This is a genomic window from Streptomyces sp. NPDC048002, from assembly GCF_040653275.1.
GTDB lineage: Bacteria > Actinomycetota > Actinomycetes > Streptomycetales > Streptomycetaceae > Streptomyces.
Window position 1 is genome coordinate 140,022 of the sequence record NZ_JBEZNL010000006.1, and the last position, 15,382, is coordinate 155,403.

Consider the following 15,382-nt stretch of genomic DNA (forward strand, 5'->3'; position numbering starts at 1 on the left):
CCGTGAGCGGGACGATCGGCGGCCGTCGGGGCGACCGTCCCTCGATCACGTGCGCGGCGACCTGCGCAGTGCCAGCGCGATGCGGTGACCCAGGGCGGCCGCGACGGGTGGTGGTGTCGTCTGGCTGATCTGCCGGTAGGCGGAGGTCTTCCGGCCGACGATCTTCCAGTCCGGGGCGAAGCCCTGGAGCAGGGCCACCTGGTCGACCGTGAGGCGCGGGAGGCCGAAGCGAGGCTCGATCCCGTGGTTCAGCCGGAAGTCCGGTCCGGGTACGGCGTCACCGATGCTTCCGCCGTAGACGCCCCACCGGGCCCAGATGGACTTCGCCCGACTGGCGCCCAGATCGGCTCCCCCGCGCCCGGTGGCGCCGCCCATGATCAGCGGTGCGGGCTCGCAGGCGCGGGCGGCCCACTCCGCCGCCTCGGGCCACCCTCGGGAGGCCATGGACTCCAGCAAGGTCTCCCCGAGGGTCGGGCATCGAGCCTCGGTCGGGTCGGGCCAGGCGAAGCAGGCCAGATCCTCCGGATGCATCGCGATCATGAAGCCGTGGGCTCGATGCTGCGGCACACCGAAGTCCGTTGCCGTGAGCACGCCCCAGGTCATTCGATAGCCGAGGTCCTCCACCGCCTCCTCCACCTTCTGCCGCTCGGCCTCGAACTTGTCGGCCCGGACGAAGGTCGGGATGTTCTCGATGAGGAGCACGCGCGGACGCACGAAGGAAGCCATGTCGAGGACCGCCTGCAAGGTGTCCCGCTTGTCCACCGTGGCGAGTTGCTTGCCCGCGATCGTGTACGGAGAACGCGGCAGACCACAGCTAAGCACGTCGGCGTGGTCCAGCGGCGCGTGGTCCAAAGGGTCCAGGCGCTTCAGGTCGCGGTGCACGGTGTACCAGTGGGGCCGGTTGCGGGAGATCGTCTCGCAGCTGTCGGCGTCGATGTCGATCGCCGCCGAAACGTCGAAGCCGGCTTGTTCGAGGCCGAGGGCCTGGCCTCCGACTCCCGCGCAGAGTTCGATCACGGTGAATCGGTGTTCCTGCATGCGTGTGCGTCCCCCTACCCGCCGCGCGCGACCGATCGCGCGATTCCCAGGTTAGGGCGCGGGACCGGTGCGTGACGTCCTGCGGGCACAACCAGGTGTGCTGCGCCCCGCAGGACGAACGAATCAGGCCAGGAGATCAGTTCTCCGTCCTGGTGATGATCGGGGCGTCGGAGGAGTTGATCGTGGTGAAGACCACGGCCTTGCCGTCACGGCCGTGGGCGGAGGCCGGAGCCACGAAGGAGAAGGCCATCACCAGCTTGCTCGGGTCGATCGCACCGGAGCCCGCCGCCTCGTCCCGATACCGCGGTTCGACGATCGGATAGAGCACCACAGCCCCTCGTCGTTCCGCTACGTACCCCTCGGTGGCGGCGTCGCCACTCTCGGGGAGAGCGCCCGCGATGCGGTACGCGGCCGACGTGTGCTTGGGGTCCCGAATGGCTCCGAAGAGAGGGCCCCGCCGCCGTTCTCGTGCGAACCACGAGAAGGACCGGCTCGACGTGCCGATCGTGACCCGCTTGTTCCCCGTCGCGTGCTGAGGGGCGAGGACGATCCAGTCGTCCACGGCCGGGTGCGCCGTTCCGCAGATCTCCTCCAAGTAGCCGAGATGGGGGGCGAACTGCGACGGCGCCCCCCACATCAGGGACCGGACCAGGGAAAGGAACTCGTCCGCGGTGAGACGGCCGGTCAGCGCACTGAACCGATGGCTCGCATCGGAGTACGTGTAGGCGAAGTCGGTCGGGGTCGACGACAGGGATTCGAGCACGGGCAACCACAGGCCGGTGTTGTGACGGAGAGCGGGAGCGTTCTCGGGGTAGGCGGTGGGTTCCTCCCACTGCCCGGGAGACCTCTTCTTGACGAGTTGCGCGTTGAACATCTTGTTGCGGCTGGCCGGCGGCAGCCACGACAAGTGTTGCGAGACGAGAGGCGGAACCTGGGCGGGCGTCACCTGCGGTCTGCCGTCCACGAGTTCCGCGTACTGCTTGAGTTCTCCGCGGAAGGTCTCCTCGTCACGGCAGATCGCCTCGAACGCCTCGTAGAGGTCGACCTCCTTGGCGCCCATGGTCTCCTCGCGCCCGAGGTACAGGCGCACCAGGTCCCGGTAGCCGTTGCGGAAGCCGAACCAGCGGCCCATCTGCATCAGAGTCGAGGCGTTGTTCGTGCGGCGACGGTAGTAGGTGACGGTGAGTCCCTCGACGGTGAAGCCGCGGGCGAGCTTCTGGCCGCCGATGAGGATCTTCCAGATGGACCGCTTGTCGAAGTCCGCCTCGCCCGTCTCGATGTCCTTGTCACCGTTGACGACGATGATCGGCTGATCGTCCCCGCCGATCCGCATCGCGGCGGCTCCGATGTGCCGTGCGAGGTCGTCGTACGTGTCGGGGACGGCGTGTCCGTCGGCACGCTCGAGGGAGACCGGCAGGAGGTCGGTCTCGAACAGCTTCCGCAGCCTCTCGTGGCCTGCCGCTCCCGTGTAACCGGCGTCCCACCACAGCTTGGTGACCCGGCCCAGCAGTTCGCGGTGCGCCAGGGTGCGGACGGATTCGTGGATGAGCATCGTGTGGTGCTGGAAGTACCGGTGACCCAGGCCGTTCTCCTCGCGATAGAGCTTCATCGCGGCGGACAGGACGAACATGTCCATGGCCTTCTGCAGGGCGGTGTCGTCCTCGTCGTCCGCGAGGACGACGTCGCGTACGTGCGCCTTCTCGTTCGAGTTGGCGAACGTTCGCTCCGCGTACGGGATCACGGAGTCCAGGTCGTGGAAGTCCTGCACACCCATGTACCCGTCTGGGCGCGGCAGCGACACGATGAAGTCCTTCGGGAAGATGTCCTCGGTGTCGCCGGGGTCGACGAAGACGTTCGCGAAGGGTGTGGCGGTGTACCCGACGTACTGGGCCCGCGGCAGCATGTGCAGGAGTTCCGAGATCTTCTGGTTGATGGCCGTGCGCTCGGAGTCGGGCTTGCTCAGGTTGGCCGTGTTCACCGAAGCCTCGTCGGACTCGTCGTCGATGATGAGGACCGGGATCTCGGAGAGCGGTGTCTTGATCTTGTTGAGGTCCTGGACGAGCTTGGTGAGGACCGTCTTGTTCTTCTTGACGACCATCAGACGTGCCGAGGAACGGTGCAGGTTCTGCGGGTGGTGGAGCGGGAGCGCGGGCTCCCGCTTCTCGAACTCGAGAGCGACGATCCCCTGGAGGAGGCTCTTGTAGTCGTTGTCCCTGGTCGTCATGCGGACGATGTCGAAGGCGCCGAGAGTCGACGGAAGTCCCTTGTGGGAGAGGAACTTCCCCTGGGACCAGGCAGGGTCGTCCGCGTAGTCGGACTCGTACTCGGCGGCTCCGCGCAGGATGTTCTCGCGTCCCACCAGTTCCATGTCCAGGCGGCGTTGCGTCTGGGCACGAAGCAGGTTGAGCGTGCCGCCGAGCACGATGACCAGGCGATAGCCGGCGTCCACCGCCTTGGCGATGACGCCGGTGAAGTTGGCGGTCTTTCCGGACTGTACGTATCCGACGACCAGTCCCTTGGACTGGTACGCGGCCTCGTCGGTCGGATTCGCCAGCCGCTCGACGACATGGTCCGAGGCGGTGTCCAGCGCGGCCACCGCGGTCTCGGGCCAACCCTTGTCCTCCAGCAGGCGCCGGTAGGCGGGCCAGTACCAACTGCGCCCCTGCTGGGACTGAGGCGTGTACCAGGGTGTGAAGTCATCGCTGATGACCACATCACCCGACGCGTGCGGCACCGGCACCAAGGAGGACAGCAGTTGGCGGGTCTCCTCCCGCAGTCCCAGGAGGTCGAACACCTCGCTTCGACGTTGATCGGTGCGCGGGTCGGTGTGGGACCAGGCAGGGCCTTCCGCGTAGTCCCACTGGGTCAGTTGCTTGCGCCACAGCTCCACCAACTGGTCCGTGGAGTGCGAGGCGCGGAGCGCGTGCTGGAAGTCCGCCTCGTCGGCGAGGCGTTCGGCCTCGGGGCCCTCGTCCTCCGCCTGGTAGGCGAGCGCGCGCTGAAGGTTCTTGGGACGGTTGGCCTGCATCCCTCCGAGGGCCGATTTGTGGAGCGTGATGCGCACGACGTCGTCGTTGTTCATGGAGAGGGTTCCTCGAAGCTTCTTAGGGGAGGCGGAAGTCAGCCATTACGGAGGGGGGTTCGAGGGTCGGGTCGAGGCCGGTGACGTCGATCGTGTACTGGACGTCGGTGACGCGATCCCGTGCCGAGTCCGAGAACGACGACGTGTCGAGGCGCGGCAACGACGGGGCGTCGAGCACCCTCGGCTCCGACCGGGGCGTCCAGCGTTCGTCGTCGGGGACGTCCTCCGCCCAACCCGACGCCGCCAGCTGCCGGTCCAGACGATTCAGTGAAGCGGGCGCCTGCTCCGCCACGGCCGCACGCACGGCTCGGACGCAGTCGGACAGAGTCCGACCGTTGGCTCCGCCCCGCGTGAGTTGAACGGAGACGAACCACAGCGGACGTCCTGGGGCGGAGTCGAGCTGGCCGATGCCGTGGATCGTGTGGCGTCGCCGTTCCGCCGCCGTCGTCTTCACCTCCAGGTCGTAGTCCGGCAGGCCGAAGTCGTGCTCCTCGCCCTCGGGGCCGGTCCATGCCTCGACGGCGGTCTCCCAACCGTGCTTGCCGGCGACACAGCGCATGGTGGCCAGTTCCCCCATCAGGCCGAGACGTTTCTGCGTACTCAGGCCACGAGGGCGGCTGAGCAACGCGCTCCAGGCCCGTACCGTCTCCTCGAATGCCTGGTCGAGGGTACGGCCGTGCGTCACGATGCGGTCCGCGACCGCGGTCAACAGGTCGTGGAAGTCGCGCATCAGCGTGACCTGGGTCGTGCTGATGCGTGCCAGCCTCATGCCGGCCCGATCCTTGATCTGGTCGATCTGGATCGTGGGCAACGAGGAGCGTGGCGGGCGGTGGCGTCGATCGAGCTCCACAAGCAGGGCTATGTCCCGTCCGCCGCGGCCGACGACGTAGGAGACCTGGGGACGGGCCGAGGGAGGCGAGAGCGGGAAGGTGGTGGCCTGCCCCTGGCCGAGGAAGTACTCGACCTCCGTCCACGCGACGTGAGGGCCGTCAGTCATCGTCCACCACCTTGTCGAGTTCGGCACGGGCCGCAGAGACCAGGATGGACTGCCACAACTGGAGGTTGTCCTTCTCGCGGCTGCCGCTGTACTCCTTCTCGAAGACCTGGTTCAGGAGGATGTAGAGCAGGGACTTCAGCAGGGGCGCGTCGTTGAGGCCGCCGCGGCGACCGCCCAGGATGGCCGTCCGGTAGTGCTGGTTCAGCGTGATGGTGCGGATGCCGCGGTCGATGTCGAAGAAGAGGCTGTTGTCCAGTTTCTGCCAACGAATGGAGATCGGCTCCTCGTGCGGGATCGTGGGGAGTTCGTCGGCGATCGTCTCGCGCACGGTGGGGTCGAACCCCTTGCCCGGAGGGATGACGGCCCTGCGGGTGGTGCCTGCCCGCTTGCGCGCGTCGCGATAGACCCCGTCCGCCTCGGTCAAGTAGTCGAGGAACGTGCGGCCGTCGGCGTCGGCGGCGCTCTCCAGAGCGGCCGAGAACTCGGGCGAGGTCTCCACACCCGCCTTCTTCACCGTGAGCCGGAAGACGTCGTTGGCGGTGCCGGGCAGATCGATGGCGACGCGGGCGAGGGAGAGATGCTGCTCGGGCTGTCGGAAGTTGTTCCACCCTCCCGCTTGGACCAGACGGTCGTGCCGGTAGAAGTAGAAGCCCTGCCGTTCGGTGACGGAGCCGACGGCCTTGTACTCGTCGAGATTCGATTTCGGCGTCCACACGTGCGCCGAGAGCGACACCTCCCCGGCCGAGGTCAGGGCCGCGCGGAACCGGCGGGGGTACTCGGGGTGACCGCTCACCGGGTAGCCGAAGGGGTCGAGGGGCTCGACACCGAAGTCCAGGTAGACGGTGCCCGTTCGTACGTCCTCGACGGCGATCGTGATGTTGAAGTCGGGCCGTGCCAGGAACCGGTGCAGGTACAGACCCAGGTGAAGGCCGAGCTTGTTGATGGTGCGTTGCAGGTAGCGGTCGGTCTGACCGCCCCCACCGTGCTTGGGGAAGTCCTTCACGCCGTCCCATCGGATGACGGTGCCCTGCCAGACGATGGGACGCTCCGCGTACCGATCGACGAGCGCCTGGGCGTACGACGGCTCCACGATGTCGCATTCGAATCCGGCGACGGCGCGCTCCATCAGCCAGCGGCGCCCCGTGGCACGGGTGCGCTTGGTGGTGCTGACGACGGTCACGGAGGAGGCATGACTGAGGGAGGCGGACTTCAGGCCGGTGCCGAACATACCGAGGGCGTTCTCGGCGTAGTCGCGCCGACCACCGACGGTCATCGCGATGTCCAGTTCCTCGTCCGTCATGCCCTTGCCGTCGTCGACCACGAGGAGACTGACGAGTTGGTCGCCGTCCCGAAGGAAGTGGATCACCACGTCCTTCGCTCCGGCGTCGATCGAATTGTCGACCAGGTCGGCGACGGCCACCTCGAAGCCGTAGCCCTGACTGCTCAGGGCCTCCATGTAGCGCGCGTCGGGGGGAAGACGCTTGCTGCCGGCGGTGGGAACGTCGAATTGCCAGTCGGTGGTCATGTACTCGCCTCGAGGTGCAGCCGATAATGCGATCAATGGTGACCCTATTGCGCGGGTCGGACAATGGGTGGTCGGTCCGGGTCTGGCCCGACAGGGAGGTCAGCCGGGGGTGTTCGGCCCGTCCCGGTCGTCGACGGCGAGCCTGCGCGCCGCGGCCACGGAGCGGGCGACCGCGTCGGGGCTCTCGTGCTCCCAGTAGCGCAGCACCGTCCAGCCCGCCGCCTCCAGGTGCCGGGTCGTCTCGCTGTCGCGCGCCATGTTCCTGTCCAGCTTGTTCCGCCACCACTCCGCGTTCGCCTTGGGTTGCGTGGCGTGTTGAGGGCAGCCGTGCCAGAAGCAACCGTCCAGGAAGACCGCGATTCTGGCCCTGGTGAACACGATGTCGATCGTGCGGCGAGGCATCCCGGGTACCGGCACGTTCACCCGGTATCGCAGGCCCGCCGCGTGCAACAGGCGTCGGACCGCGACCTCGGGCGCCGTGTCGCGGGAACTCTGCTTGCTCATCCGGGCGGAGACGGCGGGGGAGGACGGGACGGCATGGGGCACGAGGGCAATTCTGCCGGCGCGCGGGGCGCGGGTGTCTTGAGCGCGAGAAGTCGACCGACAAGGTCGGTACGGGCTCTCCCCGCCGTCGCGCGGTCACGCACCCCCACTGCTTTCATGGACCCATGACCAGCAAAAGCGTCACAGTCGAGCGTCGTATCGCCGTGCCCCGCGAGACCGTGTGGGCCGCGCTCACCGATCTGGTGGGGATGGAGCGCGTCCTGAGTGGGGTCACCAAGGTCGAGGTGTTGTCCGACGGGGCGTTCGGGGTCGGGACGCGGTGGCGGGAGACTCGGCGGATGTTCGGGAAGGACGCCACCGAGGAGATGTGGGTGACCCGGTGCGAGGCGCCCGAGGGGTACGTCGTCGAGGCCGAGTCGCACGGGTCCCACTATGTGTCGGAGTGGGAGCTGCGGGCGGACGGGCCGGAGACGACCACCGTGCGGATGACGTTCGGCGCGTCGTCCACCGGGGGCGGGATCATGAACGTGCTCGCCAAGGTGATGGGGCCCGTGGGCGCCCGTGCCGTCCGCAAGGCCATCGAGAAGGATCTCGACGACGTGGCGGCGGCCCTGGAGGGCCGGGCGCGGTAAGGGCTGAGCCCGGGTGGAGAGGGGGCCGGGGCCGGCCCCCTCCTCGCCTCACTCCGCCCCGTGGCACTCCCCGTACGCCCGGCCCGACCCGCACCAGCAGGTCGTCCCCCGCTGGGGCGGCCACTCCGTGGCCCGGCCGCGGGCCGCGAGGGTGGTCGCGTACTGGGGGAGGAGGGAGCTGTCGCTCGGGGACGTGCCCTCCGAGGCCGCGAACGCCTCGTACGAGGGGACCGTGCCCGTGACGATGCCCAGGTTCGGGGTGCCGGAGCCGGCCAGCTCGCGCAGCGACGCCTCTATCGTCGCGAGGTGGGAGTCGTGGGACGGGTACTCCTCGGCCAGCGGCGGGTACGCCTCCAGCAGTTCCGCCAGCTCGGTCGCCGGCCAGTGCAGGACCGCCACCGGGAAGGGCCGGGAGAGCGCCTCGCGGTACGCGCCCAGTTCCGCGCGCAGACGGGAGATCTCCGCCTGGAGTTCCGCCGGGTTGTCCGAGCCGAGGGACCAGATCCGCTTGGGGTCGTGGAGTTCGTCGAGGGAGACGCCCGAGGTGGGGGAGGACTGGGCGAGGTGGAGCGTGTCCGCCAGGGTGTCCCAGTCGTCGTGGGCCGCGCCCTGCATACGGCGCACCCGGTGCCGTCCGTAGAGGAGCGGGTGGGTCGGGTACGGGGGTTCCTGGACGTCCGTCAGGAGCAGTCGGACGCCTTCCGTGAACGTCTCCTGCGCCGCCTGGAGCTCGTCGTGCGACTCCAGGGCCTCGGCCACGATCACCCAGGGGGCCGGATCGCGGGGCGCCGCCGCGCGGACGCCGTCGATGATCGCGCGGGCCTCCGCCTCGTGGCCGTACTCCCACAGGTTCGCGGCCTTCAGGGCGCGCACCAGGTAGGGGCTCTCCAGCGCACCCGCCGAGGAGAGCAGGCGGTCGTAGAGGGTGGACGCGGCGGGGCGGTCGCCGGAGAGTTCCAGATGGGCCGCGGCCTGGAGCAGCAGGGCTTCGGCGTCCTCGGGATACAGTCCGGCGGTCCGCTCCAGGCGTGCCGCTTCGGCGGTGTGGTCGACGTTCTCGGCAGGCGTGTCGGGGCGCATGGGTGACACCGTACTGCGGGGGCCCGGCGAGCGTGAGATACCCGCAGGCCAGGCCCGCCTCGTACAGCTGCCCGTCGCCGGGGCGTCACCGTCCGGCAGGGGTGCCCGTTCCTAGATCGTCACCCCGTCCACGTGCAGGGTCTGCACCGCGCCCGCCGCGAACGGCACGCTCACCGATTTTCCGCTCAGGTAGGTGTCGTTGTACGCGCGGTACATGTCCCCGCCTCCGGTGACCGTGTTCCAGCGCGGGACCAGGCCGCCGGAGCCGCCGGTGACCGTGGTGAAGCGGGAGAGGTCGAAGGTGAGGGTCTGGGCGGTGGTCGCGGTGTTCACGGCGACCAGGACGAGGCGGCGGGCGGTCGCGTCGTAGGCCGCGGCCGCGTAGCTGACGCCGGTGTCGAGGACGGTCATGCCGGGGCGGATGTGACGGCTGAACTGGGCCATGACGTAGTACTTGGGCTGGACGGTGGTCGGCTGGAGGGTGTTCGCGTCGTACGCGATCATCGCCCAGCCCGTCGAGGGATCCATCACTTGCCAATAGCACCAGGCGGTCGGGTGCAGCCAGCGGAAGTCGTAGCAGAGGTTGCGGGCCATGCTCAGGCCGGTGCCGTCGCTGTCGCCGGTCTCGGAGTTCCAGAGCTTCTTGCCGGAGGTCGTCACCACGTCCGTGTACAGCAGGTCCCGGCGCCCGCCCGTGCCCTGGTAGCCGTGCACGTTGACCTGCGCGACCAGTGCCTTCGTCGAGGCGCCGAAGGCGGCCCAGGTGCTGCGCGCGGTGTCGTAGTTGGTCTCGTCCGAGGCCGAGATCCGTACGCCGGTCAGGCCGCGCTTGTCCAACTCGCTGCGCATGTAGGGCAGTACGGCCGCCTGGACGGCCGGGTCGAGGTGGCAGCCCTCCTGGGTGCCGGTGGCGGTCCACCAGCTGGACGCCGGTTCGTTGAAGGGGTCGACGGTCGCGAAGTTCACGCCCCAGTTCGTTCGCGCGTACAGGGCGACCGCGGCCAGGTGGGAGGCGTGCTGGCGGTAGTTCCAGGTCTGGAGGTTGTTGCCGCCGTCCGCGGCGCCGGACGGGTTGTGGTTGTAACACATCCACCACATGGGGGAGTTGGCGAAGAGTTCGGTGACGGCTCCGCGCTGTACGGCCTTCTGGAGCATCGCGCGCTGGGTCGCGTCCGCGGTCCAGTCCCAGGCCGAGGACGCCGGGTCCTCGTTGGACCAGTCCTGCCAGTGGCCCTCGATCTGCTTGAAGGCGGGGATGTTCGGCGACACGGTCATCGTCTCGCCGTTGACGCTGTTCCAGCTGCACGCGCCGAGGTTGTGGCGGGCGATGTTCAGGCCGAGGCCGGGGAGCGAAGTGCCGTTGTAGGTGACGGACTTGGTCGTGAAGAACAGGTCGGCGAAGTCGTCGCGGGTGCCGAAGACATTGCCCCACCAGGCCAGGGAGGTGCCCCAGCCCTCCCAGGTGCCGTACCGGGTACCGGGGTTGACCGCGATGGTCGCGTCCGCGTGCGCGGCGCCCGTGGCCAGGGCGCCGCCCAGGACCGCTCCGCCCGTCGCCGCCAGCAGAGTTCTGCGTCGGATCATGACTTCTCCGCTCTGGATGGCCTGTCCCGTACATGCCATCAGGAAGCATCGGGGGGCGGTCGGGGGCTTGTCGAGGGTTTCGACAGCCCTTTCTAAAACCGGTGTACGAAGTCTCGAACGGGCGCCATGGCTCTGGTGACTTGGAGGACTTCCGCCTATCGTTCGGGCTCCCGCGGAGCGCCGGGGCGACCGTGAAGGAGGCGTCCGTGAAGGAGGCGTCCGTGATGCGCCGAGCCCGCGTCGTCCGGTACGGGACCCGGCGGCGGCGCGCCCTCGGCCGGCGGGTGCTGTGGACCGGCGGCGAACTGCTCGTCACCGTCGGGCTCGTCCTGCTGCTCCTCGTCGTCCACCAGCTGTGGTGGACCAACCGCGAGGCCAGGGCGGAGGCCGGCCGCGGGGTCGCCGCGCTGGAACGGGAGTGGGCGGCCACCGGCCCTTCCGAGGAGCCGGGGCCGCAGCCGGATCGGCCGGACCCCGCCCCGGAACCCTCCCGGCGTCCGGCCGGTCGGCCCACGGCCCCGGACACCCCGCCCGACCGCTCCCTCGCCTACGCCATCCTCTCCGTCCCCGCCCTCGGCCTGCGCGTCCCGGTCGCCGAGGGAGTCAGCAGGGGCGGGGTCCTCGACCAGGGGTACGTCGGCCACTACCCGCGCACCCAACAGCCCGGCCGGCCCGGCAACTTCGCCCTCGCCGGGCACCGCAACACCCACGGCGAGCCCTTCCGGCGGCTCGACCGGCTCGGGGAGGGGGACGAGATCGTCGTCGAGACGGGGGCCGCCGTGTACACGTACACCGTCGACCAGGTGCTGGCGCAGACCTCCGCGCGGGACACCGGGGTCATCCGGGCCGTGCCCCGCAGTCTCGTCCATCCCGGGCGCGGCTACCGCGAGCCCGGGTACTACATCACCCTCACCACGTGCACGCCCGAGTACACCTCCCGGTACCGCCTCGTGGTGTGGGGGACGCTCAGCTCCATGCGGCCGCGTTGAGGTATAACGGACCCACGGTCGAGTCGACATGCGGGACGGGGAGGGGGTGGCACGATGGTGACCCTCGCGCGCTGGCCCGCACTGCGGCCCGTCCTCGTCCTCCTCGCCGTCCTCCTCGACGTCCTGCTGCTCGAATCCGGCGGCCTCTTCGCGACCGTCGCCCTGGCCGCCACCGCCGCGGCCGGTTCCGCGCTCGCCGTCTGTTCGCTGATCGCCGCGCGCTCCGCGCCCGCCGTGCCGCCCACCCGGGTCCGTACGGCCATCCGTGACCGGGCCCGCCGTACCGCGTTCCTCCCGCAGCGCGACCCCGACGCCAGGGGCCGCACCCGTCCCCGGGCCCCCGGACGCGCCCTCCCGGCGACCGCCGCGTAGGGCCGTACAGCAGGGCAAGCACCGCTTCCACGTTGTCCGACCTCGCGCGGGTCGTCATGCCGCTGTTTCCTCATCCGGCACGACGGGACCCCCGGAGGGCTCACCCATGTCCGTTTTCGCGCGCCTTGTCGAGCAGCTCGCCGAGCTGCTCCAGCCCCTCTTCCACGGCTCGGCGGCCGCCGCCGCGATCGTCCTGTTCACCGCGCTCGTCCGGCTGCTCGTGCACCCGCTGTCCCGTGCCGCCGCCCGCGGGCAGAAGGCCCGCACCGCGCTCCAGCCGCAACTCGCCGAACTGCGCCGCAAGCACGCCAAGAACCCCGAGCGGCTCCAGCGGGCCGTGCTGGAACTGCACACCGAGCACAAGGTGTCGCCGCTCGCCGGGTGCCTGCCCGGACTGCTTCAGGCGCCCGCCTTCATCCTGCTGTATCACCTCTTCTCCAGCCAGGAGATCGGCGGCCGTGCCAATGAACTCCTCGCCCACGAGCTGTTCACCGCGCCCCTCGGCGGCCGTTTCACCGACGCCCTGGCCCTGGGCGGGGCGGCCGGGTTCGTGTATCCGGCGCTGTTCCTCCTCGTCCTCGGGGTCGCCCTGTTCAACTTCCGCCGCAGCAAGGTGGTCCTGGCCGGCTCCGCGCCCCTGGACACCCCGGGGGCCGGCGCGGTCGCCAAGGTGATGCCGTTCATCTCCTTCTTCACGCTGGTCACCGTGGCCGTCGTACCGCTCGCCGCCGCGCTGTACGTGGTCACCAGCTCGACCTGGAGCGCGGTGGAACGGGCCGCGCTCTATCGGTGACCCGCGTGCCGTCCGTGCCCGCGTTCTACCGGTGACCCGCGTGCCGTCCGTGCCCCGCGTTCTACCGGTGACCCGCGCTGTATCGGCGACCCGCGGTCTTGCCGTGACCCGCGTTCTACCGGTGACCCGCGGTCCAGTACGTGAACCGGGTATTGCGGACTGGACCTCGAACTTGGAGGATCGGCCAAGTCCGCCGATGGCTGCACCCGTCGGCGGGCGCCCCCGCGATCGAGGGAGATTGTGACCATGAAGCTGCTGCGAGTCGGTACGGCCGGAGCGGAGCGGCCCGCGCTGCTCGACGCCGAGGGCGTCCTGCGCGATCTGTCGGGCGTCGTGCCGGACATCGACGGAGGGCTGCTCGCCGACGACGAGGCGCTCGCCCGGATCCGTGCCACGGCCGGTGGGCTGCCGGTCCTGGACGCGGCGGGGCTGCGCGTCGGGCCGCCGCTGGCGCGGATCGGCAAGATCGTGTGCATCGGGCTGAACTACCACGACCACGCCCGCGAGACGGGGGCCGAGCCGCCCGGCGAGCCGGTCGTCTTCTTCAAGGCACCGGACACGGTCGTGGGTCCGCACGACACGGTGCTCGTCCCGCGCGGCTCGGTGAAGACCGACTGGGAGGTCGAGCTGGCCGTCGTCATCGGGCGTACGGCCCGCTACGTCGAGTCGGCCGAGGCGGCGCTCGGGCATGTCGCCGGGTACGCGGTCGCGCACGACGTGTCGGAGCGGGAGTTCCAGATCGAGCGGGGCGGGACCTGGGACAAGGGGAAGAACTGCGAGACGTTCAACCCGCTGGGCCCCTGGCTGGTGACCGCGGACGAGGTGCCCGACCCGCAGGACCTGCGGCTGCGGCTGTGGGTCAACGGGGAGTTGAAGCAGGACGGCACGACCGCCGAGCAGATCTTCCCGGTGGGTGAAGTCGTCCGCTACGTCAGCCAGTTCATGACCCTGTACCCGGGGGACGTGATCAACACCGGTACGCCGGCGGGCGTGGCGCTCGGGCAGCCGGAGCCCAAGCCGTTCCTGCGGGCCGGGGACGTGGTGGAGCTGGAGATCGACGGACTCGGGCGCCAGCGCCAGGAGTTCAAGGACGCGTGAGAGGGGTGTGGTGAGGTCCCCGGCGTACGGCCGGGGACCTCACACCGCTCCGGACGACGACCCGGTCAGGCCCGGTCGTCCTTCGCCAGGTACTCCTCCAGCGCCGCCACCACGAACCGGTGGTCCTCCAGCTGCGGCAGCCCGCTGACCGTGATCGCGCCGATCACGCCGACGCCCTCCACGGTGAGCGGGAAGGAGCCGCCGTGCGCCGCGTAGGTGTCGGGATCGAGGCGGGCGGACTCCTCGAAGGTCGTGCCCTTGGCACGGGCACGGGCACCGACCAGGTAGGACGAGGACTGGTAGCGCTCGACGACCCGGCGCTTGCGGGCGATCCAGGCGTCGTTGTCGGGCGTGGCGCCCGGCAGCGCGGCGTGGAAGAGCTGCTGACCGGCGCGGTGGATGTCGACGGCGACCGGGGCCTGGCGCTCGCGGGCCATCTCCACCAGCAGCGAGCCGAGCCGCCAGGCGTCGTCGGGGGTGAACTCCCGGAAGACCAGGCGGTGTTCCTGCGCCTGGAGCTCCTCGATGGTCGGGGTGATCTCCGGGGTGAACTTCGGGGTGATCCCGGTGTTGTGCGTCACAGTGCCACCACCACTCCGTCGCGGGCCGAACGGCGGGCCGCCTCCAGGACGTCGAGGGCGGCGGCCGCCTCAGTGGCGGGCACCGGGTTGGCGCCGCCGCTGGTGATGGCCCTGGCCACGGCCGCATAGTACGCGGGGTAGTCGCCCGGCAGGGTCGGTTCGGCGCGGCCTTCGCCGGTCAGCGGAGACTCACCGGCGCCGACGCGGCCCCACAGGGACTCCGGCTCGGTGCCCCAGCCGTCGCCGGGCAGCTCGCCCTCGCGCAGGGCCGCCTCCTGGGGGTCGAGGCCGTGCTTGACGTAGCCCGCCTTCGAGCCGAGCACCCGGAAGCGGGGGCCGAGCTGCGCGGTGGTGGCGGAGACGTAGAGGTGGGAGCGGACCCCGCTCGCGTGCGTGATCGCGATGAAGGTGTCGTCGTCGGTCTCGGCGCCGGGGCGGCGGACGTCGGACTCGGCGTAGACGGAGGCGGCGGGGCCGAAGAGGACCAGCGCCTGGTCGACGACGTGGCTGCCGAGGTCGTAGAGGAGGCCGCCGATCTCGGCCGGGTCGCCGGACTCGCGCCAGCCGCCCTTGAGCTGGGGCCGCCAGCGCTCGAAGCGGGACTCGAACCGGTACACGTCGCCCAGCTCGCCCTCGTCGATCAGCTTGCGCAGGGTGAGGAAGTCGTTGTCCCAGCGGCGGTTCTGGAAGACCGACAGCAGCAGTCCGCGTTCCTCGGCGAGGGCGGCGAGGTCACGGGCCTCGGCGGCGGTGCCGGCGACCGGCTTGTCCACGACGACCGGCAGGCCGGCCTTGAGGGCGGCGGTGGCCAGCGGGACGTGCGTCTTGTTCGGGGACGCGATGACGACCAGGTCGAGCTCGTCGGCGCGGGCGAACAGCTCGTCGGCGGTCGCGGCGACCCGGACGCCCGGGTGCGCGGCGCGGGCCTGCTCCTGCCGTTCCGGGTTGGCGGTGACGACCGTGTCGAGGACGAGGCCCTCGGCGGCGGCGATCAGCGGGGCGTGGAAGACGGAGCCGGCGAGGCCGTAGCCGATCAGGCCGGTGCGGAGGGGAGTGCCAGTCATGCCCCTACTTTCGCAACGCTGTTGCGAAAGTGCAAGCGGAGGG

General features: G+C 70.2%; 14 protein-coding genes. 5 read left to right on the forward strand and 9 right to left on the reverse strand.

Annotated features, from left to right (window positions below; translation table 11 throughout):
• Window positions 1-45 precede the first annotated feature (45 nt).
• The 5 genes from AB0E07_RS11235 to AB0E07_RS11255 all read right to left on the reverse strand — a co-directional run bounded on the left by AB0E07_RS11235 (window position 46) and on the right by AB0E07_RS11255 (window position 7,146).
• Window positions 46-1,038 (reverse strand): DNA cytosine methyltransferase, encoded by a 993-nt coding sequence (locus AB0E07_RS11235; protein ID WP_362248610.1) that lies wholly within the window; start codon window positions 1,036-1,038, stop codon window positions 46-48.
• 136 nt (window positions 1,039-1,174) lie between these two features.
• Window positions 1,175-4,120: a Z1 domain-containing protein gene (locus AB0E07_RS11240; protein WP_362248613.1), complete on the reverse strand. Its 2,946-nt coding sequence runs from the start codon at window positions 4,118-4,120 to the stop codon at window positions 1,175-1,177.
• A gap of 22 nt (window positions 4,121-4,142) precedes the next feature.
• Window positions 4,143-5,117 carry a PD-(D/E)XK motif protein gene (locus AB0E07_RS11245; protein ID WP_362248617.1) on the reverse strand — a complete coding sequence of 325 codons (975 nt, stop codon included), beginning with the start codon at window positions 5,115-5,117 and terminating at the stop codon, window positions 4,143-4,145.
• Window positions 5,110-6,642, reverse strand: coding sequence for an ATP-binding protein (locus tag AB0E07_RS11250; protein ID WP_362248620.1), 1,533 nt, complete (start codon window positions 6,640-6,642; stop codon window positions 5,110-5,112). The genes AB0E07_RS11245 and AB0E07_RS11250 overlap by 8 nt, the downstream gene beginning before the upstream one ends.
• Before the next feature lie 99 nt (window positions 6,643-6,741).
• The gene (locus tag AB0E07_RS11255; RefSeq protein WP_362249062.1) at window positions 6,742-7,146 is read right to left on the reverse strand and encodes a very short patch repair endonuclease; all 405 of its coding nucleotides are present in this window, start codon (window positions 7,144-7,146) and stop codon (window positions 6,742-6,744) included.
• Between the two features lie 164 nt (window positions 7,147-7,310).
• Between AB0E07_RS11255 and AB0E07_RS11260 the strand changes: the two genes are divergently transcribed.
• Window positions 7,311-7,778 (forward strand): SRPBCC family protein, encoded by a 468-nt coding sequence (locus tag AB0E07_RS11260; RefSeq protein WP_362248623.1) that lies wholly within the window; start codon window positions 7,311-7,313, stop codon window positions 7,776-7,778.
• A gap of 48 nt (window positions 7,779-7,826) precedes the next feature.
• Here the strand turns inward: AB0E07_RS11260 and AB0E07_RS11265 are convergent, their stop codons facing one another.
• Window positions 7,827-8,858, reverse strand: a complete 1,032-nt coding sequence (locus AB0E07_RS11265) for an SEC-C domain-containing protein (protein WP_362248626.1) — start codon at window positions 8,856-8,858, stop codon at window positions 7,827-7,829.
• A 111-nt stretch (window positions 8,859-8,969) separates the two neighbouring features.
• Window positions 8,970-10,442 carry a glycoside hydrolase gene (locus tag AB0E07_RS11270; protein ID WP_362248630.1) on the reverse strand — a complete coding sequence of 491 codons (1,473 nt, stop codon included), beginning with the start codon at window positions 10,440-10,442 and terminating at the stop codon, window positions 8,970-8,972.
• A 224-nt stretch (window positions 10,443-10,666) separates the two neighbouring features.
• On the opposite strand from AB0E07_RS11270, the gene AB0E07_RS11275 reads away from it, so the two are divergent.
• The 4 genes from AB0E07_RS11275 to AB0E07_RS11290 all read left to right on the forward strand — a co-directional run bounded on the left by AB0E07_RS11275 (window position 10,667) and on the right by AB0E07_RS11290 (window position 13,694).
• On the forward strand, window positions 10,667-11,431 hold the full coding sequence (locus AB0E07_RS11275) for a class E sortase (RefSeq protein WP_362249065.1): 765 nt from the start codon (window positions 10,667-10,669) through the stop codon (window positions 11,429-11,431).
• 54 nt (window positions 11,432-11,485) lie between these two features.
• Window positions 11,486-11,803, forward strand: coding sequence for a DUF6412 domain-containing protein (locus AB0E07_RS11280; RefSeq protein ID WP_362248633.1), 318 nt, complete (start codon window positions 11,486-11,488; stop codon window positions 11,801-11,803).
• Window positions 11,804-11,909: 106 nt separating this feature from the next.
• The gene (locus AB0E07_RS11285) at window positions 11,910-12,596 is read left to right on the forward strand and encodes a YidC/Oxa1 family membrane protein insertase (RefSeq protein ID WP_362248636.1); all 687 of its coding nucleotides are present in this window, start codon (window positions 11,910-11,912) and stop codon (window positions 12,594-12,596) included.
• 246 nt (window positions 12,597-12,842) lie between these two features.
• A complete protein-coding gene (locus tag AB0E07_RS11290) occupies window positions 12,843-13,694 on the forward strand; it encodes a fumarylacetoacetate hydrolase family protein (protein ID WP_362248638.1) in 852 nt (283 codons plus the stop codon).
• 65 nt (window positions 13,695-13,759) lie between these two features.
• On the opposite strand, the gene AB0E07_RS11295 is transcribed toward AB0E07_RS11290, so the two are convergent.
• Window positions 13,760-14,275 (reverse strand): heme-degrading domain-containing protein, encoded by a 516-nt coding sequence (locus AB0E07_RS11295; protein ID WP_362248641.1) that lies wholly within the window; start codon window positions 14,273-14,275, stop codon window positions 13,760-13,762.
• On the reverse strand, window positions 14,272-15,339 hold the full coding sequence (locus tag AB0E07_RS11300; RefSeq protein WP_362248644.1) for a Gfo/Idh/MocA family oxidoreductase: 1,068 nt from the start codon (window positions 15,337-15,339) through the stop codon (window positions 14,272-14,274). Before AB0E07_RS11300 ends, AB0E07_RS11295 begins: the two co-directional genes overlap by 4 nt.
• Window positions 15,340-15,382 lie beyond the last annotated feature (43 nt).